Annotated in this window: 23 protein-coding genes, 2 tRNA genes, 3 rRNA genes and 5 pseudogenes; 16 read left to right on the top strand and 17 right to left on the bottom strand. The window is 58.3% G+C overall.

Annotated features, from left to right (window positions below; genetic code table 11):
• Positions 1 to 6: 6 nt before the first annotated feature.
• The 4 genes and pseudogenes from GKE73_RS06585 to GKE73_RS21625 form a co-directional block, all read right to left on the bottom strand.
• The gene (locus GKE73_RS06585; RefSeq protein WP_230369508.1) at positions 7 to 654 is read right to left on the bottom strand and encodes a hypothetical protein; all 648 of its coding nucleotides are present in this window, start codon (positions 652 to 654) and stop codon (positions 7 to 9) included.
• A 306-nt stretch (positions 655 to 960) separates the two neighbouring features.
• Positions 961 to 2,574: pseudogene (locus GKE73_RS06590) on the bottom strand (electron transfer flavoprotein-ubiquinone oxidoreductase).
• 106 nt (positions 2,575 to 2,680) lie between these two features.
• Complete coding sequence (locus GKE73_RS06595; protein ID WP_230369509.1) at positions 2,681 to 3,874, bottom strand: CaiB/BaiF CoA transferase family protein; 1,194 nt, start codon at positions 3,872 to 3,874, stop codon at positions 2,681 to 2,683.
• Between the two features lie 184 nt (positions 3,875 to 4,058).
• Positions 4,059 to 5,247 (bottom strand): annotated as a pseudogene (locus GKE73_RS21625) (acyl-CoA dehydrogenase).
• A 245-nt stretch (positions 5,248 to 5,492) separates the two neighbouring features.
• On the opposite strand from GKE73_RS21625, the gene GKE73_RS06605 reads away from it, so the two are divergent.
• Genes GKE73_RS06605 through GKE73_RS06610 form a run of 3 tightly spaced genes read left to right on the top strand, consistent with a single transcriptional unit; the run spans position 5,493 to position 6,259 of the window.
• Positions 5,493 to 5,888: an IclR family transcriptional regulator gene (locus tag GKE73_RS06605; protein WP_230369510.1), complete on the top strand. Its 396-nt coding sequence runs from the start codon at positions 5,493 to 5,495 to the stop codon at positions 5,886 to 5,888.
• Positions 5,879 to 6,013, top strand: a complete 135-nt coding sequence (locus tag GKE73_RS22710; protein ID WP_280954794.1) for a hypothetical protein — start codon at positions 5,879 to 5,881, stop codon at positions 6,011 to 6,013. The genes GKE73_RS06605 and GKE73_RS22710 overlap by 10 nt, the downstream gene beginning before the upstream one ends.
• Positions 6,014 to 6,070: 57 nt before the next feature.
• The gene (locus GKE73_RS06610; RefSeq protein WP_230369511.1) at positions 6,071 to 6,259 is read left to right on the top strand and encodes a hypothetical protein; all 189 of its coding nucleotides are present in this window, start codon (positions 6,071 to 6,073) and stop codon (positions 6,257 to 6,259) included.
• A 35-nt stretch (positions 6,260 to 6,294) separates the two neighbouring features.
• Here GKE73_RS06610 and GKE73_RS26485 read toward each other — a convergent pair whose 3' ends face one another.
• From GKE73_RS26485 to argB, 3 genes and pseudogenes are all read right to left on the bottom strand, one after another.
• Positions 6,295 to 6,450: a CBS domain-containing protein gene (locus GKE73_RS26485; protein ID WP_230369512.1), complete on the bottom strand. Its 156-nt coding sequence runs from the start codon at positions 6,448 to 6,450 to the stop codon at positions 6,295 to 6,297.
• Complete coding sequence (locus GKE73_RS06620) at positions 6,441 to 6,725, bottom strand: CBS domain-containing protein (RefSeq protein WP_230369513.1); 285 nt, start codon at positions 6,723 to 6,725, stop codon at positions 6,441 to 6,443. Before GKE73_RS06620 ends, GKE73_RS26485 begins: the two co-directional genes overlap by 10 nt.
• Before the next feature lie 142 nt (positions 6,726 to 6,867).
• A pseudogene (argB, locus tag GKE73_RS06625) lies at positions 6,868 to 7,750 on the bottom strand (acetylglutamate kinase).
• A 149-nt stretch (positions 7,751 to 7,899) separates the two neighbouring features.
• Between argB and GKE73_RS06630 the strand changes: the two are divergent.
• The 13 genes and pseudogenes from GKE73_RS06630 (at position 7,900) to GKE73_RS22740 (ending at position 17,186) form a co-directional block, all read left to right on the top strand.
• Entirely contained in the window at positions 7,900 to 8,559 is a 660-nt protein-coding gene (locus GKE73_RS06630) for a TetR/AcrR family transcriptional regulator (RefSeq protein ID WP_230369514.1), read from the top strand.
• Positions 8,556 to 8,735: a hypothetical protein gene (locus tag GKE73_RS06635; RefSeq protein WP_230369515.1), complete on the top strand. Its 180-nt coding sequence runs from the start codon at positions 8,556 to 8,558 to the stop codon at positions 8,733 to 8,735. The genes GKE73_RS06630 and GKE73_RS06635 overlap by 4 nt, the downstream gene beginning before the upstream one ends.
• Positions 8,677 to 9,633, top strand: coding sequence for an efflux RND transporter periplasmic adaptor subunit (locus GKE73_RS06640; RefSeq protein ID WP_230369516.1), 957 nt, complete (start codon positions 8,677 to 8,679; stop codon positions 9,631 to 9,633). Before GKE73_RS06635 ends, GKE73_RS06640 begins: the two co-directional genes overlap by 59 nt.
• Positions 9,634 to 9,645: 12 nt before the next feature.
• Positions 9,646 to 10,308: an efflux RND transporter permease subunit gene (locus GKE73_RS22715; RefSeq protein ID WP_280954795.1), complete on the top strand. Its 663-nt coding sequence runs from the start codon at positions 9,646 to 9,648 to the stop codon at positions 10,306 to 10,308.
• Between the two features lie 31 nt (positions 10,309 to 10,339).
• Positions 10,340 to 10,519, top strand: a complete 180-nt coding sequence (locus GKE73_RS22720) for a hypothetical protein (RefSeq protein ID WP_280954796.1) — start codon at positions 10,340 to 10,342, stop codon at positions 10,517 to 10,519.
• Positions 10,516 to 12,180, top strand: a complete 1,665-nt coding sequence (locus GKE73_RS22725) for an efflux RND transporter permease subunit (protein WP_280954797.1) — start codon at positions 10,516 to 10,518, stop codon at positions 12,178 to 12,180. The genes GKE73_RS22720 and GKE73_RS22725 overlap by 4 nt, the downstream gene beginning before the upstream one ends.
• The gene (locus GKE73_RS22730; protein WP_280954798.1) at positions 12,137 to 12,721 is read left to right on the top strand and encodes an efflux RND transporter permease subunit; all 585 of its coding nucleotides are present in this window, start codon (positions 12,137 to 12,139) and stop codon (positions 12,719 to 12,721) included. Before GKE73_RS22725 ends, GKE73_RS22730 begins: the two co-directional genes overlap by 44 nt.
• On the top strand, positions 12,718 to 13,305 hold the full coding sequence (locus GKE73_RS06650; RefSeq protein WP_230369517.1) for a TolC family protein: 588 nt from the start codon (positions 12,718 to 12,720) through the stop codon (positions 13,303 to 13,305). Before GKE73_RS22730 ends, GKE73_RS06650 begins: the two co-directional genes overlap by 4 nt.
• 170 nt (positions 13,306 to 13,475) lie before the next feature.
• Entirely contained in the window at positions 13,476 to 14,024 is a 549-nt protein-coding gene (locus tag GKE73_RS06655) for a TolC family protein (RefSeq protein ID WP_230371416.1), read from the top strand.
• Positions 14,025 to 14,421: 397 nt separating this feature from the next.
• A pseudogene (locus tag GKE73_RS24600) lies at positions 14,422 to 15,027 on the top strand (aminotransferase class III-fold pyridoxal phosphate-dependent enzyme); the annotation flags it as partial.
• Positions 15,028 to 15,208: 181 nt separating this feature from the next.
• Positions 15,209 to 15,622 carry an aminotransferase class III-fold pyridoxal phosphate-dependent enzyme gene (locus GKE73_RS24605; protein ID WP_312854379.1) on the top strand — a complete coding sequence of 138 codons (414 nt, stop codon included), beginning with the start codon at positions 15,209 to 15,211 and terminating at the stop codon, positions 15,620 to 15,622.
• A 102-nt stretch (positions 15,623 to 15,724) separates the two neighbouring features.
• Positions 15,725 to 16,326: pseudogene (locus GKE73_RS22735) on the top strand (aldehyde dehydrogenase family protein).
• Positions 16,327 to 16,349: 23 nt separating this feature from the next.
• Complete coding sequence (locus GKE73_RS22740) at positions 16,350 to 17,186, top strand: aldehyde dehydrogenase family protein (RefSeq protein ID WP_312854380.1); 837 nt, start codon at positions 16,350 to 16,352, stop codon at positions 17,184 to 17,186.
• Positions 17,187 to 17,287: 101 nt separating this feature from the next.
• Here the strand turns inward: GKE73_RS22740 and GKE73_RS06670 are convergent, their stop codons facing one another.
• The 10 genes from GKE73_RS06670 to GKE73_RS06715 form a co-directional block, all read right to left on the bottom strand.
• Positions 17,288 to 17,854, bottom strand: a complete 567-nt coding sequence (locus tag GKE73_RS06670; RefSeq protein ID WP_230369518.1) for a GGDEF domain-containing protein — start codon at positions 17,852 to 17,854, stop codon at positions 17,288 to 17,290.
• A gap of 64 nt (positions 17,855 to 17,918) precedes the next feature.
• A complete protein-coding gene (locus GKE73_RS06675) occupies positions 17,919 to 19,115 on the bottom strand; it encodes a PAS domain-containing protein (protein WP_230369519.1) in 1,197 nt (398 codons plus the stop codon).
• Between the two features lie 2 nt (positions 19,116 to 19,117).
• Positions 19,118 to 19,684: a PDC sensor domain-containing protein gene (locus tag GKE73_RS06680; RefSeq protein WP_230369520.1), complete on the bottom strand. Its 567-nt coding sequence runs from the start codon at positions 19,682 to 19,684 to the stop codon at positions 19,118 to 19,120.
• Positions 19,685 to 19,794: 110 nt separating this feature from the next.
• A complete protein-coding gene (locus tag GKE73_RS06685; RefSeq protein ID WP_230369521.1) occupies positions 19,795 to 21,087 on the bottom strand; it encodes a hypothetical protein in 1,293 nt (430 codons plus the stop codon).
• Positions 21,077 to 21,235: a hypothetical protein gene (locus GKE73_RS06690; RefSeq protein WP_230369522.1), complete on the bottom strand. Its 159-nt coding sequence runs from the start codon at positions 21,233 to 21,235 to the stop codon at positions 21,077 to 21,079. Before GKE73_RS06690 ends, GKE73_RS06685 begins: the two co-directional genes overlap by 11 nt.
• A gap of 135 nt (positions 21,236 to 21,370) precedes the next feature.
• A 5S ribosomal RNA gene (gene rrf / locus GKE73_RS06695) occupies positions 21,371 to 21,485 on the bottom strand.
• A gap of 119 nt (positions 21,486 to 21,604) precedes the next feature.
• Positions 21,605 to 21,719, bottom strand: a 5S ribosomal RNA gene (gene rrf, locus GKE73_RS06700).
• A gap of 129 nt (positions 21,720 to 21,848) precedes the next feature.
• Positions 21,849 to 24,739 (bottom strand): 23S ribosomal RNA (locus GKE73_RS06705).
• A 271-nt stretch (positions 24,740 to 25,010) separates the two neighbouring features.
• Positions 25,011 to 25,086, bottom strand: a tRNA-Ala gene (locus GKE73_RS06710).
• Between the two features lie 11 nt (positions 25,087 to 25,097).
• A tRNA-Ile gene (locus GKE73_RS06715) sits at positions 25,098 to 25,174 on the bottom strand.
• Positions 25,175 to 25,177 lie beyond the last annotated feature (3 nt).

The raw sequence follows: 25,177 nt of genomic DNA on the forward strand, positions 1-25,177 counted from the left end.
CCCCGTCTAATCCTGCAAGGTTGGCCGAACACCATGACTCGGCACCACAGCCGCCAGCAGATGTTGCAAGCGAAAAGCGCAGCGGCGATGGGCTGCCAGCGAACACTGCACTAGCGATGATATGTCATTCACCACAGTTTGGTGATCAAACAGCGGTTGGGCCGCCCAGCCACGCAACACACGGCCATCAGACGGTGCCGCCTCGGTACGGGTCAACAACACCGGCGCCGCCGTCGCCAGGCTGACACGGCTACGTTGCGCCAGCGCCGCCAGCCGGCGATTGGCCTCATCCAGCTGCGCCAGTCCGGACAGGGTCACTTCCACATGGCTCAAGCCCAGCACGGCAATCCGCGCCGCCAGCCAGTCGGCTGCGTCGGCAAAGCGCGCCGGTGATGCCGCCTCGTCCAGCGACGCCCGCTGGCTGGCCAGCAACATCGCCAGCGTACGGATATCCGGCAACAACGACTCCAGCACCCATTGCGAGGCAGCACAAGTGCGTTGCGGCAGCAACGACGCCACCATGGGCGACGAAGTCGGTACGCGCTGACCGGGTACTTCGCCATCGGTCAGCAGGGTAATGGACGACAACGCCCCTTCCGCCCGCACACGCTGGCATTCACTGGCTATCGGTTGTACATCACTAACTGGATTCACGGCTGATCTCCTGTCGGTATTACGGCCACCGTCCGGAGATCATTTGCTGGGAAACAGATAAAACAAATGCCGCCGGAGGTGCGGCGGCATTTATCGGGATGGTGTTCTGCTGGTATTTCGTCAGTCCACAAACTGCCCTTGGTGCCGCAGCGAGAGGCGGTACCAATACGAATAGGCAAACGGGAACAGAGACAAAGTAACCATGCATCCATCCTGCCAAGGATTACCACAGACGTCAAGGGCGGCCCCGTTGGCGCGGACAAAAAAACAGGCCCGCCATGGCGAGCCTGTACTGTCCTGCACAAATTACATGTTGGGGTAGTTCGGCCCGCCACCACCTTCCGGCGTGGTCCAGTTGATATTCTGGGTCGGGTCCTTGATGTCACAGGTTTTGCAATGCACACAGTTCTGCGCATTGATCTGCAGACGCGGCTCGCCTTCGTCCTGCCCCACAATTTCATACACCCCGGCCGGGCAATAGCGTTGCTCCGGTGCAGCATAACGCGCCAGGTTGATGGCGATCGGCACCGCCGGATCTTTCAGCTTGAGGTGCGGCGGCTGGTCTTCGCTGTGATTGGTGTTGGAGATGAACACCGACGACAGGCGGTCGAACGTCAGTACGCCATCCGGTTTCGGATAGGCAATCGGCGTGCACTCGTCAGCTTCAGCGTCTGGTTGTCAGCATGACGATGATGCAGGGTCCACGGCGCATTGCCGCCAAACAGGAAGGTATCGATGGCCGAATAAATCATGGCTTACCACAGCCCCCAGCGGAACGCCGGACGGATGTTCCGTACCTTCCACAATTCGCGGTGCAGCCAGCTTTGCTGGACCTTGCCCTGATAGCTCTTGGCTTCCCCGCCCGGCTCTCTGCGTTGGCCGAAAGCAGCTCAAACACCGCTTCCGCCGCCAGCATGCCCGACTTCATGGCGGTATGCGTGCCCTTGATCTTCGGCACGTTGAGGAAACCGGCGGTATCGCCCACCAGCGCGCCGCCCGGGAAGGTCAGCTTGGGCAGGCTCTGGATGCCGCCTTCCGACAAGGCGCGGGCGCCATAGGAAATGCGGCGCGCGCCTTCAAACACACCCTTGATGGCCGGGTGGGTCTTGAAGCGCTGGAATTCTTCATACGGCGACAGGTAGGGGTTCTTGTAGTCCAGACCGACAACAAAACCAACCACTACCAGATTGTCTTCCGGGTGATACAGGAAGGAGCCGCCGTAGGTGGTCTGGTTCATCGGCCAGCCGACAGTATGGGTAATCTTGCCCGGCTGATGGTGGCCCGGTTGCACTTCCCACAGTTCCTTGATGCCAATGCCGTAGGTTTGCGGATCGACACCGTCACGCAGGTTGAAGCGTTCAAACAGCGTCTTGGTCAGGGAGCCACGGCAACCTTCGGCGAAGATGGTCTGCTTGGCCCACAGCTCGATACCCGGTTCGCCTTCCTGATCGCCATTCTTGCCGGTGCCAACATTGCCGGTGGCAACGCCTTTGACCGAGCCATCTTCATGATACAGTACTTCCGCGGCGGCAAAACCCGGGTAAATTTCCACCCCCAGTTCTTCGGCCTGCTGCCCCAGCCAGCGACAGAAATTACCCAGACTGATGATGTAATTGCCGTGATTATTCATCTGCGGCGGCGTCGGCAACTGGATCGATTCGGTTTCTGTCAGGTACAAGAAACGGTCGGAGGTAGCCGGGGTATTCAGCGGCGCGCCTTTTTCTTTCCAGTCGGGGATCAGTTCGTTGAGCGTGGTCGGTTCCAGTACGGCGCCGGACAGGATGTGAGCGCCGATTTCCGAGCCTTTTTCCAGCAGACAAACGCTGATTTCCGGCCTTTTTCTGCCGCCAGTTGCTTGAGGTGAATGGCAGCGGACAAGCCGGACGGGCCTCCGCCTACCACCACCACATCATATTCCATGTACTCGCGTTCCACCGTTTCTCCTTTGCACGCGCAGGGCCGTTTTCATTGGGTAGCCGCTAATAATGCAATGAATATCCTTTACTCGTCAAAGTCAAACGATCGTTTAAATAACTTTATTATCGCTTAATGTCTTAATATAAACTTTGTCATACCCAATAGAAGATAGTATGCCATTGGTATGCTCACCCAGCGATGGCGGCGCCTGATGGTACTGTACCGGCGTGGCGGAAAGCTTGATGGGACAAGCCACTTGCGGGATTTTCTGCCCATTTGCCGCCGTTAATTCGATTTCCATGGCACGGGCGCGAATTTGCGGATCACGAAAAGCCTCATCCACGGTATTAATCGGGCCGCACGGTACGCCAGCCTGATCCAGCTGCTGTAACCATTCATCGCGGCTACGCTGTAAAAAGGCCGCGGCCAACAAGGGAACAATTTCGGTCCGGTGCGCCACGCGCTGCGGGTTGCTGGCAAAACGCGGATCATCCGCCAGCTCGGGTTGGCCGATGACCTGACACACCGCCTTGAACTGGCGATCATTGCCACAGGCCAGAATGAAGTGGCCGTCACCAGCGGTTTTGAACACTTGATAGGGCACGATATTGGGGTGAGCATTGCCCAGCCGTGGCGGCACTTGCTGACCAATCAGCCAGTTCATATTGATGTTGGCCAGCATGGCCAGTGCGCAATCAAACAGCGCCATGTCGATGTATTGGCCTTCACCGGTGCGGCTGCGCGCCATCAGGGCGGCCAGAATGGCATTGCTGGCATAGAGCCCGGTGAACAGGTCGGTCACCGCCACGCCCACCTTGTGCGGTTCGCCATCGGCTGGGCCGGTGACGCTCATCAGGCCGGACATGCCCTGCACGATGTAGTCGTACCCCGGTGACTGGGCATACGGCCCGGTCTGGCCAAAGCCGGTAATCGAGCAATAGATCAGGCGCGGGTTGATGGCCTTGAGACTGTCGTAATCCAGCCCGTATTTTTTCAGGCCGCCCACCTTGTAGTTTTCCAGCACGACATCGGCCTGTTCGGCCAACTTGCGGATGATTTCCTGCCCTTCTGGCCGGGTGATATCGACGGTGATGGATTTTTTGCCACGATTGGCACACAGGAAATAGGCGGCGGTGCCGTCCGGCAGGCTGGGCGGCGACCAGTGGCGGGTGTCATCGCCGGTTTCTGGCCGCTCCACCTTGATCACTTCTGCGCCAAGGTCCGCCAGCAGCTGTCCACACCAAGGCCCGGCCAGCACCCGACTCAAATCCAGCACCTTGATCCCGGCAAGTGCACCCGTCATGAACTTCTCCTCTAGCAAATTGTTAGGCCGACGCCAGCCCTACCGGGCCGGGCACTTCTGGCAGGGTTGGCCGAACCCCGGGACATGCCGTGGTGGCCGAAAAAATGGCCCGGAAACAATCCGGGCCCGAATGACAGACAGGAACTCACACCGGCAACGCCCGGAGCATCGCCGCCGATGTCCATCAGGCAAACGCCTGAATACCCGTTTGAGCCCGGCCCAGAATCAGGGCGTGCACGTCATGCGTGCCCTCATAAGTGTTGACGGCTTCCAGATTCATGACGTGACGGATGACGTGGAACTCGTCGGAAATGCCGTTGCCGCCGTGCATGTCGCGCGCCACGCGGGCGATATCCAGCGCCTTGCCACAGTTGTTACGCTTGATCAGCGAAATCATTTCCGGCGCTGCTTTGCCTTCATCCATCAGTCGGCCGACGCGCAAGGCTGCCTGTAGTCCGAGGCTGATTTCCGTCTGCATATTGGCCAGCTTGAGCTGTACCAGCTGCGTGGCGGCGAGCGGACGATCGAACTGCTTGCGATCCAGCGTGTACTGGCGGGCGGCATGCCAGCAGAATTCGGCGGCACCCATGCTGCCCCGGGCAATACCAAAGCGTGCCTTGTTCAGGCAGCCAAACGGGCCTTTCAGGCCTTTTACACCCGGCAGCAGGTTTTCTTCCGGCACAAACACGTCGTCCATGACGATTTCACCGGTAATGGAAGCGCGCAGGCTGAACTTGCCGTGGATCTTGGGTGCGGACAGGCCTTTCATGCCTTTTTCCAGCAAGAAGCCGCGGATTTCGCCGTCGTCGTCCTTGGCCCAGACCACAAACACATCGGCGATCGGGCTGTTGGTAATCCACATCTTGCTGCCCTTGAGCAGATAACCGCCGTCGGTCTTGCGGGCCCGCGTCTTCATGCTGGCCGGATCGGAACCGGCATCCGGCTCAGTCAGGCCAAAACAGCCCACCAGCTCGCCGGTGGCTAGCTTGGGCAGGTATTTGTCCTTTTGCGCCTCGGTGCCATAGGCCCAGATCGGGTGCATCACCAGACTGGATTGCACGCTCATGGCCGAACGGTAGCCGGAATCGACCCGCTCCACTTCACGCGCCACCAGGCCATACGCCACGTGCGACAAGCTAAACACAGCCATAGCCGTCGATGGTGCAACCGAGCAGCCCCAGTTCTCCCATCTCGCTCATGATCTCGCGGTCAAATCGCTCTTCGCGGTTAGCCGTCAGCACGCGCGGCAACAGCCGGTCCTGACAGTAGGCCTGAGCGGTTTGCTGTACCAGGCGTTCTTCATCGGTCAATGCATCGGTCAGCAGCAAAGGGTCGTCCCGTGTAAACGGAGCGCGACTGTTGGAGGCGGCCATGGATATCTCCTTGTGATCTGGCGTTATTTGTTCCGCTAGACGGAACCACATTTCACTATGCAAAATAGACTAGCAACAGCCCGATCATGCTGTAAAGTATTTTCTGGTGTCCGGCACGCTGGCCGTTGCAACCGTACGACGCGTGGCCGATCACCCCGGCACGGCTTCTCAGAGTCGCCGCAGACACGTTATGCTTGGCAGCCCGGCCGGGCCCGAATGATGGCTGAATAAAGGAAAGAGACTGCATGGAAGACGACAAAGACCGCCTGTTTGTCACCGCTTTGGCGCGTGGACTGAAGGTATTGGCGGCCTTTCGGCCGGGAGAGGCCAGCCTGTCCAATCAGGAACTGGCAAAACGCACCGGTCTGCCCAAATCCACGGTGTCGCGTCTGACCTACACCCTGACCAAACAGGGTTATCTGTCGCAGGATGCCGACAGCGGTTTTTACCGGCTGGGCGTGGCGGTACTGGAACTGGGGGCGGCGGTGCTGGCCAGCTACGATATTCGCCATATCGCCGGGCCGTTGATGCGCGAGTTTGCGCTGGCCAACAATGTTTCCATCAGCCGGCCACGCGCGATGGCACCGACATGGTGTATCTGGAAACCTGCCGCAGCCAGGCCAAAGTATCGGTGCAACTGACGGTGGGCTCGCGTGTACCCATCGCCACCACGGCGATCGGCCGGGCCTACTATCTGGGGTTGGCCGAAACCGAGCGTGAGCATCTGGACGCACAGCTGGCCGAGCGTTATGGCAAGCAATGGTAAGCGCTACAGCAACAGCTGCAACGCGAACAGGCCAATTACCAGCAGCGCGGATTTTCGGTGTCGTTTGGTGAGTACGAGCAAGACGTGATGGCGGTAGGCGTGCACCTGCCGTCGCTCTCGGCCAGCCAGCTTACCATGAGCCTCAACGCCAGCGGCCCGGCCTTTGCCTTTAGCGCCGACACCATGCAAAACGTCATCGCCCCGGCGCTGCTGGCATTGCGCCAACGCCCGGTACCACGCGGTTAAGTCACCGCCCGCCAGCGTGGTGGGCGGTGGCGGCCTCAGGCACTCTGGATGTAATGCACCAACTGTTCGATGACAAACTTCTGCTCTTCGATGGTGGCGTGCACCAGATCGCCAATCGAGAGAATGCCTTTGACGCAGCAGCCTTCCAGCACCGGCAGGTGACGGATGCGTTTTTCCGTCATCAGCGCCATGCACTCGTCCAGCGTATTGGCGTCACGTACACCACGCGGCTGGTCATGATGTCGCGCACCTGCGTGCCAGCTGAGGTGCGCCCCTGCAGCACCACGCGCCGGGCGTAGTCACGTTCGGAAAACACGCCGACCACAGCCCCCTCTTCCATCACCAGCACCGCCCCGACGTTTTTTTCGGCCATCAACTGCAACGCCTGAAACACGCTACTCTCTGGCGAAACGTGGATCAATGCACTGCTGGCCTTGTTTTCCAATAGCTGCTTTACCGTTTGCATGGCGTTCCCCTTGTGGGTGGTCATGTGGGATGGGTATGCAGAAACTATAGACTACGCCAGCGCACTGGCTAGCGGATTAAAGCGGGGAGAACAAGAAAAGGCAGGGAAGACGGGCAGCCAGAAGAGGCTGCCCGGCAAGGACTTACAGCACCGATGGTGCCTTGATCATGGTACCGACACCCACATCTGTGAGGATTTCCAGCAGCAACGCATGTGCCACACGGCCATCGATGATGTGTACCGAATTGACGCCGTTCTTGGCGGCTTCCAGCGCGGAACCAATCTTGGGCAACATGCCACCGTGGATGGTGCCATCCGCAAACAGCGCATCGACCTGCGCCGCACTCAAACCGGTCAGCAGCTTGCCATTCTTGTCCAGCACGCCCGGCGTGTTGGTCATCAACACCAGCTTCTCGGCGTGCAGGGTTTCGGCCAACTTGCTTGCGACCACGTCGGCGTTGATGTTGTAGGCTTCACCATTGGGGCCAACGCCAATCGGCGCCACCACCGGGATGAAATCCTGTTGTTCGAACAAGGCTACCAGGCTTGGGTCGATGTACTGGATTTCGCCCACCTGACCGATGTCGATCGGGCCTTCGTCCTTGGATTCCAGATACATTTTCTTGGCACGGATGAAGTGGCCATCCTTGCCGGTAATCCCCACGGCCTTGCCGCCGAACTTGTTGATCAGCGACACGATTTCCTTGTTGACGAGGCCGCCCAGCACCATCTCCACCACATCCATGGTTTCGCTGTCGGTGACACGCATGCCCTGAATGAACTTGCCTTCCTTGCCAACGCGCTCCAGCAGTTCGTTGATCTGCGGGCCGCCGCCATGCACCACAACCGGGTTCAGGCCGACAAGTTTCAACAGCACGACATCTTTGGCGAAGTCAGCCTTGAGGGCATCATCCGTCATGGCATTGCCGCCGTACTTGATCACGATGGTCTTGCTTAGCAAAGCGGCGGATATACGGCAGGGCTTCGGCAAGAATCTGCGCCTTTTCGGCGGCGGGAACAGTCACGGCTAACTCCTTGAGTCTCTAGTCGGGAGGAACAAGTGTTGCATTCTAATCAATCAAATTACTGAACTGTTATTTATTAATTGCAAACAGGCGGATTTTGCTCGTACAGTGCCAGCCAATTTCCTAAATACCAGTTCAGTTACTCCGCCATGAACGACAAAACGCCAGCACGCTGGCAACGCAAGAAAGACGCGCGCCCGGCCGAAATACTGGACGCAGCCCTTACCCTGTTTGTGGAAAAAGGTTTTCGCGCCACCAAGATGGAAGACATCGCCCGGGCGGCCGGTGTAACCAAAGGCACGCCCTACCTTTACTTCCACAACAAGGAAGACATTTTCAAGGCGGTGGTGCGCGATACCATCGTCGCGCGCTTCAACGATTTGCGCAGCAGCATGCAACAGCAGCACGGCAGCGCCGCCCAGCTACTGCAATGGGCGCTGGATGGCTGGTGGGAAAAAATCGGCTCTGGCCGTGCCGCCGGTTTGTGCAAACTGATGATGGCCGAAGCGGCCAACTTCCCGGAATTGGCCCAGTTCTATTATGAGGAAGTGATCCTGCCCGGCCGCACCTTTACCGCACAGATTCTGGAACAAGGCATCGCGCGCGGAGAATTCCGTCCGGTACACATCGACCACACGGTCGATACGCTGGTCGCCCCGCTCCTCACCACCATGATCTGGGGGCACTCGTTTGGCTGCGTTCCCGCCTGCCAGACAGCGACCACCGCCCAACCGCAAGCCTTCCTGCACCACGCTCTGGAGCTGGTGCTGCGCGGGTTGCAGGCGACGCCACAAGGAACTCCAGCATGACACGCCATTCTTTCCATCCACTCGGTCTGGCCGCGTTGCTCTTGCTGCTCTTGTCCGCCTGTGGCAAGGCCCCCACGGCGGTCGAAGAAGTCCGTCCGGTGCGTTACGTGATCGCCGGTGCCGGGGCCGAACAGGTTTGGCGACAGCTATTCCGGCGAAATCCGCGCCCGTCATGAAACCAGTCTGGCGTTTCGCGTCGGTGGCAAGGTGATCGAGAAACGGGTCAACAGCGGTGAACGGGTGAAAAAAGGCCAAATTCTGGCGCGGCTAGATGTGGCCGATTATGCACTGGACCTGAGCGCCAAACAGGCCGCACTGGCGGCGGCACAATCCGACCTGACGCAACAGCAGCTCAATCTCAAGCGCTACCGCGAACTGCTCAACAAGCAGTTCATCAGCCGAGCGCAAGTGGACAACCAACAAAATACCGTCAACGCGGCGCGCGCCCGAGTGGAACAGGCCAGCGCCCAGCTGTCGGCCAGCCATAACCAAAGCCGCTACACCACGCTCAGCGCCGATGCCGACGGCGTGATCAACCAGATGTTGGCCGAACCCGGTCTGGTGGTCGCCGCTTACCAACCGGTAGCCAGACTGGCGCAAGACGGCAGCCGCGAAGTGGCGATTCAGGTACCGGAAAATGCCTTGGACAAATTCCGTCACACCAGCCAGTTCCAGATCCGGCTGTGGTCTGGCGGCAAGAGCTATGCCGGTACGCTGCGCGAGCTGGCGACCGATGCCGACCCGGCCACCCGCACCTACCCGGCACGCATCGCGCTGACGCAGCCGGATGCCGATGTCAAACTGGGCATGACCGCCAGCGTCATCCTGCCGGACAACCGCCAGCCGCAATGGCTGCGCCTGCCGCTGACCGCGCTGCTGGATCAGCAGGGCCGCCATTATGTCTGGCGTATCGATGCGCGCACCTCGCGCGTCAGCCGCTGCCCGGTGACGGTGCAGAGCCTGAGCAACGACAGCGTGCTGATTACCGGTGGCATCCACCGTGGCGACCGCATTGTCAGCGCTGGCGTCCACCTGTTGCACGATCAGCAACGCGTCACCCTGCTCAAACCCTGAAGGTTGGCCGAAATGAAAAAACTCAACCTGTCGGAATGGGCACTGCACCATCAGGCGCTGGTGATGTATCTGATGGTGGTGCTGATGCTGGCCGGGATGCTGGCGTACTCCCGTCTGGGGCAGAAGGAAGACCCTGAGTTCACCTTCAAGGCCATGATCGTGCAGGTCAAATGGCCCGGCGCCACGGCCAATGAAGTCGAGCAGCAAGTCACCGACAAGCTGGAAAAAAAGCTGATGGAGATGGGCGAGCTGGATTACGTGCAGAGCTACACCAAGCCCGGCGAGGCGTTGATGGTGCTGTCGATCCGCGAGGAAGTGCCGCCCAAGAACGTGCCGCAACTGTGGTATCAGGTGCGCAAGAAAATGGGCGACATTCGCAGCCAGTTGCCCAGCGACATTCAGGGGCCGTACTTCAATGACGAATTTGGCGACACCTTCGGCAACATCTACGCCTTTACCGGCGATGGCTTCAACGACGAAGAGCTACGCCGCTATGTGGAAGATGCCAAGCGCGAGGTGTTGCGCGTGCCGGATGTGGGCAAGGTCGACATCATTGGCGAGCAGGAAGAACGCATTTACGTCGATCTCTCCAGCGCCAAGCTGGCTTCGCTGGGACTGGACTCCGCCAGCATCTGGGCCGCGTTGCAGCAGCAAAATGCCATGACGCCAGTATGACACCTTCGAAACCCCGAGTGACCGCATCTGGGTGCGCCCGACCGGCGGTTTCGATTCGGTGCATACCATTGCCAACACCGCTGTCGCCGCCAACGGCAAGACTTTCCGGCTGGGCGATATCGCCAGCGTGCACCGTTCGTTCGTCAATCCGCCCACCTTTCGCATGCGTTTTAATGGCCAGCTTAAGCACTCGGTCTGGCGATCACCATGAAAGACGGCGGCGATGTCCTGAAACTGGGCAGCAATCTGGATACGCTGATGGCGGATATCCAGCACAAACTGCCGGTCGGCGTGCAGATTCATGCCGTTTCCGATCAGCCCAAGGTGGTACACAACTCGGTCAGCGAATTCATGCATTCGCTGGTGGAAGCCGTCATCATCGTACTGGCGGTGAGCTTCTTCAGCCTCGGCCTGCGCACGGGCGTGGTGGTCGCGCTCTCAATCCCGCTAGTGCTGGCCATGACGTTTCTGGCCATGTATTTCTTCAAGATCGACCTGCAGCGCATCTCGCTCGGCTCGCTGATTATCGCGCTCGGCCTGCTGGTGGACGACGCCATCATTGCCGTGGAGATGATGGCGCTCAAGCTGGAACAAGGCTGGAACAAATTTCAGGCCGCCACCTTTGCCTACACCAGCACCGCTTTCCCCATGCTGACCGGCACGCTGATTACGGCCGCCACCTTTTTGCCGGTGGGCATGGCCAAGTCCAATGCCGGTGAATACGTGTTCAGCCTGTTTGCCGTGGTCAGCATCGCCCTGATCCTGTCGTGGATTGTGGCGGTGGTGTTTACGCCGTTTCTCGGCTTCAAGCTGCTGCCGGAGCACCCGCCCGGCAGCCAGCACGACGACGTTTACCATAAGCCGTTTTATCTGAAGTTCCGCCGGATCGTGGAATGGTGTCTGGATCACCGCAAGACGGTGATCGCCATCACGCTGGGGACATTTCTGCTGTCGCTGCTGGCCTTCAAGCTATTCGTGCAGCAACAGTTTTTCCCCGCCTCCAACCGCCCGGAACTGATGGTGGACATGTGGCTACCGCAAAGTGCCAGCTATCAGGCCACGGAACGCGAGGTGAAAAAGCTGGAAGGCCTGTTGCGCCGGGATCGCCACGTCAGCAGCGTCACCAGTTACGTCGGCAGTGGCAGCCCGCGCTTTTATCTGCCGCTCGACCAGCAGCAACAGCACCTCAACTACGCACAGCTGATGGTGATGACTCAGGACGAACACGTGCGCGAGGAGGTCAAAACCCGGCTGGAAAAACTGTTCAACAGTGATTTCCCGCTGGTGCGCGGACGCGTCACGCGGCTGGAAAACGGCCCGCCGGTGGGCTATGCCGTACAGTTCCGCGTACTGGGCGAAGATCACGACAAGGTCCGCCAGATTGCCGCGCAGGTGGAAAACATCATGCGTGCCCATCCGGCCACACGCCATGTCAATAACGACTGGGGCGAGCAGGTGAAGGCGTTGCGCATCCAGATCGATCAGGACAAGGCGCGCGCGCTGGGGGTGTCATCACAGCAACTGAGCCGTCAGCTGCAAATGCTGATTTCCGGCGCGTGGATCACCGATTATCGCGAAGGCGACCGCACCATCGGAGTGGAAGCGCGGCTGAATCCGCAGGAGCAGCAGAACGTCGCCGGGCTGGGCAATTTGATGATTCAGACCGCCAGCGGTCGCTATGTACCAGTGTCGCAACTGGGCAAGATCGACTATCAGCCAGAGGAAAGCATCATCTGGCGCCGCAATCGGCTGCCCACCATCACGGTACGGGCCGATGCCGCCGATGGCGTACAAGGGTCGGACATCGCCGCGCAATTGCAGCCCGAGGATGCAGGCGCTGGAGAAAACCCTGCCGCTGGGCTATCACATTGAGCTGGGCGGCACGCTGGAAGCCAGCCAGAAATCGCAGGGCGCCATCCCGGCCGTGCAACCGCTGATGCTGGTCATCGTACTGACCTTGCTGATGCTGCAATTGCAAAGCTTCCAGCGTACGCTGATGGTCGTGCTGACCGCGCCACTGGGGCTGATCGGTGTCACGCTGACGCTGATTCTGTTCCATGCCCCGTTCGGTTTTGTGGCACTACTCGGGGTGATTGCGCTGTCCGGCATGATCATGCGCAACTCGGTGATTCTGGTCGATCAGATCGAACACGACATCCGCGATGGCGTGCCAAAATGGGAGGCCATCATCGGCTCCACCGTGCGCCGATTCCGGCCTATCATGCTCACCGCGCTGGCGGCCATACTGGCGATGATTCCACTCACCCGCAGTACGTTCTGGGGGCCGATGGCCGTCGCCATCATGGGTGGGCTGCTGGTCGCCACCGTATTGACGCTGCTGTTCCTGCCTGCCCTGTATGCGCAGTGGTTCAAGGTCCAGCGTCCGCTCGTCCATCATTTGGAAAACGTATGAAATACCTGTGTTCACGTTGGCTGGGCATCGCCTTGCTGGCCCTCGCCCCAAGCGCATACAGCTATGATCTGCTCGATGCCCGGCACGCCGCGCGCGACTACAATGCCGACTTTGCCGCCGCCCGCGCCAATCTGTCCGCCGGGCGCGAACAAGCCATTCAGGGTCGTGCCCAGTTGCTGCCGCAAGTGGGGGCTTCGGCCAACTACAGCTATACCCACCTGACGCTGCTTACCAATCTGCCCGGTTATGACAGCACCAGCTATGGCGTCAGCCTGAAGCAGCCGTTGTTCGATATCAGCAAATACACCGGCTACCAGAAGGGGCAGATCGGCACGCGTCAGGCCGAAATCAGCTTTCAGGCCAGCGAACAGCAACTGATGCTGACCATCGCCCAAGCCTATTTCAAGGTATTGTTGGCACAAGACACACTGGCCGCCACCCAAGCCAGCAAGAAGGCCTACCAAACCCAGCTGGCACAGGCGCGCGCGGCTTTTGATGTCGGCACCGCCACCATCACCGATACGCACGAAGCACAAGTAATTCTACGATGCAGCATCGGCGCGGGAAATCAGCGCGCTGAATGATCTGGAAGTCAGCCAATACACCCTGCGCCAGCTGACCGGGCTGGAAGTACAGGGCATTCAACCGCTGCAAGCCAACCTGCCGTTGACACGCCCGTTGCCGGATTCGCTGCAAGCCCTGGAGCGATAACGCGCTGCGTAACAGCCTGACCATCCGGGCAGCCGAACAGGCGCTGGAATATGCCCGCCAGACGGTAACCGAAAAACGCGGCAATCACCTACCGGTGGTCAGTCTGGAAGCGGGCTACACCGATAGCCGTAGTCACCTGAGCATCAACCAGATGCCACAAAACCGCGGCAGCAGCATCGGCGTGGGGGTGACACTGCCACTGTTTGCCGGTGGCGGCATCAATTCGCAGGTACGCGAGGCACTGGCCAAGGAAGAGGCCGCGCGTGACCAGCTGGAAGCCAGCAAGCGGCAAGTGCGGGAAAACGTCCGTCAGGCGTTTCTGGGAATCACCAATGGCGCGGCACTGGTACGCGCGCAGCAGCAGTTGCTGGTTTCGGCCAAGAGCAAACTCGACTCCACGCGGCTGGGCAAGGAAGTGGGCATCCGCACCAATCTGGATGTCCTGCAGGCCGAACAGTCTTACTACGATGCGCTCACCAGCCTCGCCACCGCCAAATACAACTACCTGCTGGCGCGACTGGCGCTGGCACAAAGCGCTTACCAGCTGGACGAAGCCCTGCTTGCCGACGTCAACCGCGTCATCCGTCATTAAATCCCATCAATTCTGCACACCCCGCAGCGAAGTACTAGCCGGTTCGCTGTGGGGTTTTGGCGTCACTTTTCTCTCGTGTGTTTAATTTTTTAAAATGATGTAGCATTTTTCTAAACACCCACATAGAATGCGCTGAGAGTAACAGCAGCGAAACACCTGTCTTGATTGTGGTGGTGAAGCAGTGGTTTTACCAAGAAAAAAATTGCAAGACAGGCAAGGGCGCAACACCTTAACGAATCGTCTGCTGACGTTGCCACGGCCATACCGATAATTTGGCAGGGCAACCTCAGGTCTTCCGCCAAAGACCGCTGGCCCATGATTAATTAGGAGAAATCTGATGAGCAACAAAGATTTGATGCAGCGTAAAGCTGAAGCCACCCCGCGCGGCGTGGGCGTAATGTGTTCCTTCTTTGCCGACCGCGCCAAGAATGCCGAGATCTGGGACGTGGAAGGCAATCGCTACATCGACTTTGCTGGTGGCATTGGCGTGCTCAACACCGGTCACCTGCACGACCGAGTGCAAGCGGCAGTCGAAGCTCAACTGAAGAAATTCAGCCACACCTGTTATCAGGTTGTTCCTTACGAAAGCTACGTTTCGGTAGCTGAAAAACTCAACAAATTGTCGCCGGGCGACTTTGCCAAGAAAACCGCTTTCTTCTCCACCGGCGCAGAAGCCGTGGAAAATGCAGTGAAGATTGCCCGCGCTGCCACCGGCCGCCCGGCCATCATCGCCTTCGGCGCCGCCTTCCATGGCCGCTCGCTGCTGACCATGGCCCTGACCGGCAAAGTGGCTCCGTACAAGATCGGCTTTGGTCCGTTCCCGGGCGACGTTTACCATGCGCTGTACCCGAACGCCCTGCACGGCGTGAGCGTGGATGAATCCATCGCCAGCATCGAACGCCTGTTCAAATACGATGTAGAAGCCGCACGCGTTGCCGCCATCATTTTTGAACCGGTACAAGGCGAAGGCGGTTTCAACCCGGCTCCGGCCGAATTCGTACAACGTCTGCGCGAGCTGTGCGACGCACACGGCATCCTGCTGATTGCCGACGAAGTCCAAGCTTCGGCCGTACCGGCAAGCTGTTTGCCATGGACAACTACGAAACCCGCGCCGACATCATCACCGGGCCAAGAGCCCGGCCGGTGGTTTCCCGCTGTCAGCTGTTACCGGCCGTGCCGAAGTCATGGACGCTCCGGTTCCGGGCGGGCTGGGTGGCACCTATGCCGGTCACCCGCTGGCGCTGGCCGCGGCCGAAGCCGTGATCGACATCATGCACGAAGACAAGCTGCCGGAACGCGGTCAGGCCTTGGGCGACAAGCTCAAAGCCCGCGTTGAATCGCTGCGCGCCGACGTTCCGGAAATCCGCGACGTACGTGGTCTGGGTGCGATGGTCGCCGTGGAATTCATGAAGCCGGGCACGGATGAACCGGATGCCGACTTCCCGAAAAAAGTGCAGCGTTTCGCACTGGAACACGGCCTGATTCTGCTGACCTGCGGCACTTACTACAATGTGGTACGTTTCCTGTTCCCGCTGACCATCGAAGACGACGTGTTCGATGAAGCGCTGGACATTCTGGAAGCCGCACTGAAAGCCTGATCGGCGCGGGGCTGCACGCCCCACCCCGGTGTTTCGGCCAACCTTGTCACAAGGTTGGCCGAAACTGTACTGGCTGTTCCGCCCCCCGATGGAGAACACCACATGCTGAATCTGAAAGACCCCTCGCTGCTCAAGCAGCAATGCTATCTGAACGGCGAATGGGTGGATGCCGATAACGGCGCCACCATCGACGTCATCAACCCGGCCAATGGCGAAGTGATCGCCACGGTCCCGAAAATGGGCCGAGCCGAAGCAGAACGCGCCGTCGCGGCGCCGCCGAAGCCTTCAAGAGCTGGAAAAAAACCACCGCCAAACAGCGCGCGGCGCTGCTGCGCAAATGGTTTGACCTGATGATGGCGCATCAGGACGATCTGGCCGCCATCCTCACTGCCGAACAAGGCAAACCGCTGCCGGAAGCCCGTGGCGAAATCGCTTATGGCGCCAGCTATATCGAATGGTATGCCGAAGAAGCCAAGCGTATTTACGGCGACACCCTGCCGCAGCCGGACAACGACAAGCGCATTCTGGTGACCAAGGGCCCGATCGGCGTCACCGCCGCCATTACCCCGTGGAACTTCCCCAATGCCATGATCACGCGTAAAGCAGCTCCGGCCACGGCCGCTGGCTGCCCGATGATCGTACGCCCGGCCAGCCAGACACCGCTGTCCGCGCTGGCCATTGCCGAACTGGCCCACCGCGCCTAGGCATCCCGGCCGGGATTTTCTCGGTGATCACCGGTGGTTCCACCGACATCGGCGCGGTTCTCACCGGCTCCGACACCGTGAAGAAATTCTCCTTCACCGGCTCGACCGAAGTGGGTCGCAAGCTGATCGGCCAATGCGCCGAAACCGTGAAAAAGGTGTCGATGGAACTGGGCGGCAACGCTCCGTTCATCGTGTTCGATGATGCCGATCTGGATGCCGCAGTCGAAGGCGCCATGATCTCCAAATACCGCAACGCTTACCAAACCTGCGTCTGCGCCAACCGCCTCTACGTACAAGACGGCGTGTACGATGCCTTTGCCGAGAAGTTTGCAGCAGCCGTTGCCAAGCTCAAGGTTGGCCATGGCACCGAGCCGGGTGTGACCCAGGGCCCGCTGATCGACGAAAATGCGGTCAAGAAAGTGGAAGAGCACGTCGCCGATGCCCTGTCCAAAGGTGGCAAGCTGCTGACCGGTGGCCAGCGTCATAGCCCGGGCCACAGCTTCTTCGAGCCGACCGTGATCACCGAAGTGACGGCCGCCATGAAAGTGGCCAAGGAAGAAACCTTCGGCCCGCTGGCTCCGCTGTTCCGCTTCAAGAGCGAAGAAGAAGTCATTGCTCTGGCCAACGACACCGAGTTTGGCCGGCCAGCTACTTCTATGCCCGCGACATCGGTCGCATCTTCCGCGTGTCGGAAGGCCCTGGAATATGGCATGGTGGCGGTGAATACCGGCATCCTGTCGAACGAGACGGCACCGTTTGGTGGCGTAAAGCAATCGGGACTCGGCCGCGAAGGCTCCAAGTACGGGATCGAAGATTATCTCGAGATCAAGTACGTGTGCCTGGGCGGTATCGCTAGCTGATTGCAGTCAAGACCCTGCTAATGTGAACGTTTCGGGCCGGTCAACACCGGCCCGTTTTTTTTGCCCTCACCAGCCGTTCGGCCAACCTTGGCCTACGCGCATCAGGCCATCGTCACCAAGCGGTTGCGCCCCTGATGCTTGGCCAGATAACACCGCATGTCGGCACGATCCAGTACATCCTGCGGCAACTTGTCCTCGGCCTGCAGCAGTGCAATACCAATGCTAGCGGTGACATGATACGGATGTGAGTCACACACCATCACGTGTTCGGCAATCTGCTGACGCACGCCTTCCAGCAGATCGGCCGCATGCTCACGATCGCAATCATAGAGAATAAAGGCAAACTCATCTCCACCCAGACGCGCCACCACATCGCTGGCCCGTAGCCGGTGCAGCAACAGGCTGGCGATGTCCTGCAACAGCCGGTCACCCGCGCTGTGCCCGGCCCGGTCGTTGACCTCCTTGAAGAAGTCCAGATCCAGCATAGCCACCGCATGTGGCTCGTCCTGTCGGTCAGGACGCGACAACAGCTGGTTGAGTGCGGCAAGGAAACCACGCCGGTTGGCCAACCCCGTCAGCGGATCATGGCTGGCCTCCCAGCGATGCGCCTGTTCGCGCTGGCGCCGTTCGGCGTCATCATGCAACACGTACACCCGATAGCCGTGCATGCTGCCTTGGCGCTGGACACTTCCGAGAGCGTCAATTCTATCGACAGGCGACGAGCGCCACGCGTCAGCAACTCCAGTTCCACCTGACGGCGACCACGCAGCGCCTCCAGCGGGCAGAGCACCGGCACGGCGGCGCCGTCTGGCTCGGCAAAGCTGGCAAATTCGGCCAGCGGCTGGCCGTGCGCCTCGCTGGCTGCCACGCCCAGCATCGCCTCTGCTTAAGCATATTCAGGAACATCACTTCGTCGTGTTCGTTGGTCAGCACCACCGCATCGGCAATCGAGGCCAGAATCGCCATGGCACGCTCGCGTTCGGCCAACAGGGCGCTCTTGGCTTCTTCGCGTTCGGTCACGTCCAACATGATGACCAGGCTCTGCTCCCGTTCGCCATTGAGCAACGGACTAAAGTGCAGTTCCACCAAGGCATCGCCGCCTTCGCGGTGTGACAAACGGCACTGGGTACGAAAACGACCATTCAGGATCACCGACTCGCGCCAGGACTGCGCCAGCCCATTTCGTTCCTCCGCATGCACCAGATCCAGCCAATGGTCCCCCACCCAATCCCGCTCACCGCGTGGCGGAGCCAACTGCGCGGCGGCACGATTGATGTAGTTGATGTGGCCATCCGCCTCAATCACGAAAATGCCAAACGGTGAATCCTCATTCAGCGTACGGAAAAACACCTCACGTTCGGCCAACCGCTGCGCAAAATCCTCACGCTCAACAAACACCTTGCTGACGCTTTCCGCCACCGCCTGTAATTCTGCTGCCCCGCTAATCCGCAACGGCAACTGGGCTGGCGCATGCTGCAAGCTGGCCACCTGCTCTTTCAACGTATCCAGCGGCGTCAGCAAGCGGCGCATCCACCACCAGGTCAGTGGCAAAATCAATATCAGCAGCAGCACCCCACCCATGACCAAAGTTACGGTCAGGCGGTGCAACGAGGCATATGCTTCGTCACGCGGCAACAAACCGCCCACCACCCAGTCCACCGAATGCATATGACGGTACGCCACCAGCATGGCTTCACCGGTACTGATTTCTGCCTCGGTGACGCCCTCCCAACCATTAATGGCGCGGTGCAGGGCCGGGCTTTTATACGCAGGAGGAACCGGATGCATGATACGGCTACGATCCGGATGGTAGATATTGACCATGGTGTGGGCCGAGTTGACGGTGATATAGCCGGTCTGGCCCAGATGGATGGTTTTCAGTTCGCTAAAGAACTCGGGCGAGGACAACTCCAGCGTCGCCCCCAGCATGCTTAAGCAAAGTGCCCGTTGGCATCTTTCAGCGGCACGGTAAAAATGATGATGTTGCGCTGTAACTGTCCGCGGGTTTGCACCGGCCCGGTGATCTGTGGCCGCAAGCTTTGCCGGGTTTCACGGAAATAATCTCGATCGGCGATATTCATGCCGTGCAGGCTGGATAGCGTCGGATAATCGGCCAGAATGCTACCGTCGCGGCCATAAAGGACAACCGAGTTAAACGGCCCTTTCAGATACTGCAGCGTCCCTATTAACCGGGCGCTCTCCGGTTCGGCCAACCCCTGCTGCGGTGTGATTTGCTTTGCCGCCTGCACCAGCAAATGCTGACGCCACAACAAGCGCGCATCCAGATCGGCACATACCCGTCCGACCATGTCGTACAAATAATGGAACCGTGCCTCGCGGATATAATTCTTGCCAATGCCGTAGCTCAGTGCGCTGATCGTGAGCACCAGCAAGAAACCCCAAAGCACGGAAAACAGTGCGACACGGTTTTTAAGGGAAGCAGGCTGTAGCATGGGCAGCGATCCGGAAGACGGCACAATCAGGGGCAAGTCATACACTGTCCCCGGCATTGAATCGGGCAATACGGCGTACCCGTCTTATTACAGCCTATCAGGCGGATCACTCACCGACAAACCTGCACTGCAAGTTACGGCTGTGATGCGGCCGTTCAGTGCAACCGGGCCACCCGCTCGCTCAACGGAATTCCCGCTTCTTTCAGGCAATCGCACAGATCACGCCAAGCACGTTCGCGTTCTGGCGCAACATCTGGCACCAACATCCACGGTGTGTAAGCCAACACCTCATCCTGATCCTTGCGCTTCAGGCTCACCTGATAACCCTGTGTTTCCGGCTGATACTCAGCAACGGCCTCAATTTCCGGCAAGCCGCTATCCGAGGCCGCCACCAGAGCCACGGTAATCCCCAGCCGTTTGCGGTTCCACGCCTGCACGCCAGAATTCAGCGCCTCCCACCATGGCAGCGGCGCAAACAACTCGGCTTCACCATATTCCATTTCCGCGCCAATGGCCTGCTGCACCACTGGCATGGCAGCATCCAGAGCCTTACGTGCCAGCCTGCGCGCCTTCTCCATGGGAATCGCCCCACGCTCTACCAGAAACGGAATCCAAGCCAGCACCAGTTGCGGATCAGTCGTCTTGCGTGCCGCATCATATGTCGCGCGAGAAGATTCCGGGTCCAACGGAGCAAAATCGCAGCCCGCATCCATCACCGGAGCAAGATGCACCAAGTCCTGACAGGAGCGCTCATTGAGCATTTCCAAGGTAAACACGGTAGGCGAAATCCACAGAACGGACTTTTCCGACACGTCCAAGGCATCTGCCAGCACAGTCTCCACCCGTTCCAGCAACGGGAAATGCCACCACACCCCGCCCTGCGCACGGGTAAAAGCGAGTGGTAACGCCCACAATTCGTAGGAAACAACACTACCGTCCGGATGAACCACTTCAGGAAAAGCAATCAGATCGCGCGCCGTATGAATCAACAACTCACGCGCCCCCGGTTCAGGCAACAAGGCCAACTGGGCTTCGGTAAACACCGCCTGGTCACCGCTCGACAACGCCATTTGTACCGCGGCGGTCAGGTGAATACGGCTTAACGGGTCAGCCAGCGCCGCACGAGCCTGTTCGGCCAACTGCTGCACTGCCTGACGACGCTCGACAGGAGGCAAAGGCTCGGTCGGTCCTGCGCGCATTTCGCGTGTGGGAGGCAATGCTTCCCGTTGCTCGTAAGCCATGTGCAGTCGACGATAAGCCTGCATCGCAGCATCACAAATATGCTGCAACTGTGCGGCCGTCGGCACCTCACTCTGGAAGCAGAAATCAAACAGGCGCAATCCCTGATTGCAGACATACAGAGTGAGATTTTCTGCGTCGTCCAGCAAGACTGCACTGGCAAACTCATCAGACTCCCGTCCCGGAAACGGGGTCGTATCATTCCCCACCAGGGCGGCAGACAAACGCCGGGGCTTCGGTATGAATCAGATACTCCGTCGCTTCCAGTCCGTTCTCATCCACGGCATCGCCAAAAATGAAACGATTAGGCAAACAGGGCTCGCCCTTGATACGGGCATTTCGAGGATGGGGCGTCATGAACCAGCAACAATCTTCAGCAAAATAAACAGGTTATTCTACTCGCCCCCATCCACCGCATGGTAGAGCTAATCCACATTCGCCGGTTCATAACGCAAAAAGCCCGGACGTCATCGTCCGGGCTTTATATTTAGCGTTTGGCGGTGTCCTACTTTCACATGGCGAATGCCACACTATCATCGGCGCTAAGGCGTTTCACGGTCCTGTTCGGAATGGGAAGGCGTGGGACCACCTCGCTATGGCCACCAAACATAAACTGTTACCGCAAGCTCATGGTGGAGACAACTCAACACCCAAGCTTGCATCATGCTTACCCTAAAACAGGTGAAGCAAGAAGCCCAGCTGATTGAGCTGGGCTTCGTAAGGGGAGTCTGGCGGTGTCCTACTTTCACATGGCGAATGCCACACTATCATCGGCGCTAAGGCGTTTCACGGTCCTGTTCGGGATGGGAAGGCGTGGGACCACCTCGCTATGGCCACCAGACATAAGCTGTCAACAAACTGCAAGAAGCCTTGGGTTGATCTCTCAACCCTGAATTAACTTATGATTTCGGTAATTGATTGCACGTCGCACATTTACAGCCAGCTCGGTTTCCCAAGCCACTCAAATGATAGGATCAAGCCTCACGAGCAATTAGTATCGGTTAGCTTCACGCCTCACAGCGCTTCCACACCCGACCTATCAACGTCCTGGTCTCGAACGACTCTTCAGGAGGGTCAAGCCCTCAGGGAAGTCTCATCTTCAGGCGAGTTTCCCGCTTAGATGCTTTCAGCGGTTATCTCTTCCGAACTTAGCTACCCGGCAATGCCACTGGCGTGACAACCGGTACACCAGAGGTTCGTCCACTCCGGTCCTCTCGTACTAGGAGCAGCCCCCGTCAAACTTCCAACGCCCACTGCAGATAGGGGACCAAACTGTCTCACGACGTTTTGAACCCAGCTCACGTACCACTTTAAATGGCGAACAGCCATACCCTTGGGACCGGCTACAGCCCCGGGATGTGATGAGCCGACATCGAGGTGCCAAACTCCGCCGTCGATGTGAACTCTTGGGCGGAATCAGCCTGTTATCCCCGGAGTACCTTTTATCCGTTGAGCGATGGCCCTTCCATTCAGAACCACCGGATCACTATGTCCTGCTTTCGCACCTGCTCGACTTGTCGGTCTCGCAGTTAAGCTACCTTTTGCCATTGCACTATCAGCACGATTTCCGACCGTACCTAGGTAACCTTCGAACTCCTCCGTTACACTTTGGGAGGAGACCGCCCCAGTCAAACTGCCTACCATGCACTGTCCCCGATCCGGATAACGGACCAAAGTTAGAACCTCAAAGGGGTCAGGGTGGTATTTCAAGGTTGGCTCCACCAGAACTAGCGTCCCGGCTTCTAAGCCTCCCACCTATCCTACACAAACCACTTCAAAGTCCAATGCAAAGCTACAGTAAAGGTTCACGGGGTCTTTCCGTCTAGCAGCGGGTAGATTGCATCTTCACAAACACTTCAACTTCGCTGAGTCTCAGGAGGAGACAGTGTGGCCATCGTTACGCCATTCGTGCGGGTCGGAACTTACCCGACAAGGAATTTCGCTACCTTAGGACCGTTATAGTTACGGCCGCCGTTTACCGGGGCTTCGATCAAGAGCTTGCACCCCATCACTTAACCTTCCGGCACCGGGCAGGCGTCACACCCTATACGTCCACTTTCGTGTTGGCAGAGTGCTGTGTTTTTGTTAAACAGTCGCAGCCACCGATTCTCTGCGACCTGTCGTAGCTTCAACCGCAAGGGTTTACACCACAACAGGCATACCTTCTCCCGAAGTTACGGTATCAATTTGCCGAGTTCCTTCTCCTGAGTTCTCTCAAGCGCCTTAGAATTTTCATCCTGCCCACCTGTGTCGGTTTGCGGTACGGTTCTCGTATAGCTGAAGCTTAGTGGCTTTTCCCGGAAGCGTGGTATCAGTCACTTCAGATCCGTAGATCCTCGTTATCACGTCTCGGCCTTAAGGAGAGGCGGATTTGCCTACCTCTCCAGCCTACCGGCTTGAACCAGGGGCATCCAACACCTGGCTGACCTAACCTTCTCCGTCCCCACATCGCACTATACGAAAGTACGGGAATTTTAACCCGTTTCCCATCGACTACGCTTTTCAGCCTCGCCTTAGGGGCCGACTCACCCTACGCCGATGAACGTTGCGTAGGAAACCTTGGGCTTTCGGCGAGCGGGCTTTTCACCCGCTTTATCGCTACTCATGTCAGCATTCGCACTTCTGATATCTCCAGCATGCCTTACGACACACCTTCACAGACCTACAGAACGCTCCCCTACCACGCACAGTAAACTGTGCATCCGCAGCTTCGGTTATAAGCTTGAGCCCCGTTACATCTTCCGCGCAGGACGACTCGACCAGTGAGCTATTACGCTTTCTTTAAATGATGGCTGCTTCTAAGCCAACATCCCGGCTGTCTAGGCCTTCCCACCTCGTTTACCACTTAGCTTATCATTTGGGACCTTAGCTGGCGGTCTGGGTTGTTTCCCTCTTGACGATGGACGTTAGCACCCACCGTCTGTCTCCCATGCTTGCACTTTCCGGTATTCAGAGTTTGCCATGGTTTGGTAAATCGCAATGACCCCCTAGCCATAACAGTGCTTTACCCCCGGAAGTGATACATGAGGCACTACCTAAATAGTTTTCGGGGAGAACCAGCTATCTCCGAGTTTGTTTAGCCTTTCACCCCTATCCACAGCTCATCCCCTAATTTTGCAACATTAGTGGGTTCGGACCTCCAGTGCGTGTTACCGCACCTTCATCCGGCCATGGATAGATCACTCGGTTTCGGGTCTACACCCAGCGACTAAGACGCCCTATTCGGACTCGGTTTCCCTACGCCTCCCCTATTCGGTTAAGCTTGCCACTGAATGTAAGTCGCTGACCCATTATACAAAAGGTACGCAGTCACCCCTTGCGAGGCTCCCACTGTTTGTATGCATCCGGTTTCAGGTTCTATTTCACTCCCCTCCCGGGGTTCTTTTCGCCTTTCCCTCACGGTACTGGTTCACTATCGGTCGATCACGAGTATTTAGCCTTGGAGGATGGTCCCCCCATCTTCGGACAGGATTTCGCGTGTCCCGCCTTACTTTTCGTACACTTAGTTCTTGCCATGGCTTTTCGTCTACGGGACTATCACCCACTACGGTGGCACTTTCCAGAGCCTTCGACTAAGCCAAGTCATAAAGAGTACAGGCTGTTCCGCGTTCGCTCGCCACTACTGACGGAATCTCGGTTGATTTCTTTTCCTCGAGTTACTTAGATGTTTCAGTTCACTCGGTTCGCTTCCACTGACCTATGTATTCAGTCAGGGATACCTATTGCTAGGTGGGTTTCCCCATTCGGATATCGCGGGATCAAAGCTCTATTGCCAGCTCCCCCGCGCTTTTCGCAGGCTTACACGTCCTTCATCGCCTGTGATCGCCAAGGCATCCACCAGATGCACTTAGTCGCTTGACCCTATCATTTCAGTAACCTGGTTACTTCCACAACAGGCTGTGTTTGTGCGACATGTCACACCGCCCCTTTTGATATGGCGACATGACATCGATACAATCAAATTACCCAAAGTCGACAAGCTTTCCAACGAAGACTTAACTCCGTTTTCCTTCTTGCCGTCTTGTTAATTCGGCTTCTTCAGTTTGTTAAAGATCGAGCGTACGACCTTGCGGTCTGTCAACGCAAACAAAAATTCACCGCCTCTCGACGATGCGCTTTTGTTTGGGCTGAGTGGTGGAGGATGACGGGATCGAACCGACGACCCCCTGCTTGCAAAGCAGGTGCTCTCCCAACTGAGCTAATCCCCCAACAGGTCAAATGGTGGGTCTGGTTGGACTCGAACCAACGACCCCCGCCTTATCAAGACGGTGCTCTAACCAGCTGAGCTACAAACCCAGT

This window comes from Paludibacterium denitrificans (assembly GCF_009707705.1).
Classification (GTDB): Bacteria; Pseudomonadota; Gammaproteobacteria; order Burkholderiales; family Chromobacteriaceae; genus Paludibacterium_A; species Paludibacterium_A denitrificans.

Bases quoted from the DNA above. Each gene is read 5' to 3' on its own strand.
- GKE73_RS06675 (WP_230369519.1), bottom strand. From the start codon at position 19,115: ATGCTGGGGGCGACGCTGGAGTTGTCCTCGCCCGAGTTCTTTAGCGAA.
- GKE73_RS06630 (WP_230369514.1), top strand. From the start codon at position 7,900: ATGAACGACAAAACGCCAGCACGCTGGCAACGCAAGAAAGACGCGCGC.
- GKE73_RS26485 (WP_230369512.1), bottom strand. From the start codon at position 6,450: ATGGCGCTGATGACGGAAAAACGCATCCGTCACCTGCCGGTGCTGGAA.
- GKE73_RS06690 (WP_230369522.1), bottom strand. From the start codon at position 21,235: ATGACGCCCCATCCTCGAAATGCCCGTATCAAGGGCGAGCCCTGTTTG.
- GKE73_RS06650 (WP_230369517.1), top strand. From the start codon at position 12,718: ATGAAATACCTGTGTTCACGTTGGCTGGGCATCGCCTTGCTGGCCCTC.
- GKE73_RS24605 (WP_312854379.1), top strand. From the start codon at position 15,209: ATGGACGCTCCGGTTCCGGGCGGGCTGGGTGGCACCTATGCCGGTCAC.
- GKE73_RS06605 (WP_230369510.1), top strand. From the start codon at position 5,493: ATGGAAGACGACAAAGACCGCCTGTTTGTCACCGCTTTGGCGCGTGGA.
- GKE73_RS22730 (WP_280954798.1), top strand. From the start codon at position 12,137: ATGCAGGCGCTGGAGAAAACCCTGCCGCTGGGCTATCACATTGAGCTG.
- GKE73_RS22715 (WP_280954795.1), top strand. From the start codon at position 9,646: ATGAAAAAACTCAACCTGTCGGAATGGGCACTGCACCATCAGGCGCTG.
- GKE73_RS06635 (WP_230369515.1), top strand. From the start codon at position 8,556: ATGACACGCCATTCTTTCCATCCACTCGGTCTGGCCGCGTTGCTCTTG.
- GKE73_RS06595 (WP_230369509.1), bottom strand. From the start codon at position 3,874: ATGACGGGTGCACTTGCCGGGATCAAGGTGCTGGATTTGAGTCGGGTG.
- GKE73_RS22725 (WP_280954797.1), top strand. From the start codon at position 10,516: ATGAAAGACGGCGGCGATGTCCTGAAACTGGGCAGCAATCTGGATACG.
- GKE73_RS06620 (WP_230369513.1), bottom strand. From the start codon at position 6,725: ATGCAAACGGTAAAGCAGCTATTGGAAAACAAGGCCAGCAGTGCATTG.
- GKE73_RS06670 (WP_230369518.1), bottom strand. From the start codon at position 17,854: ATGCACGGCTATCGGGTGTACGTGTTGCATGATGACGCCGAACGGCGC.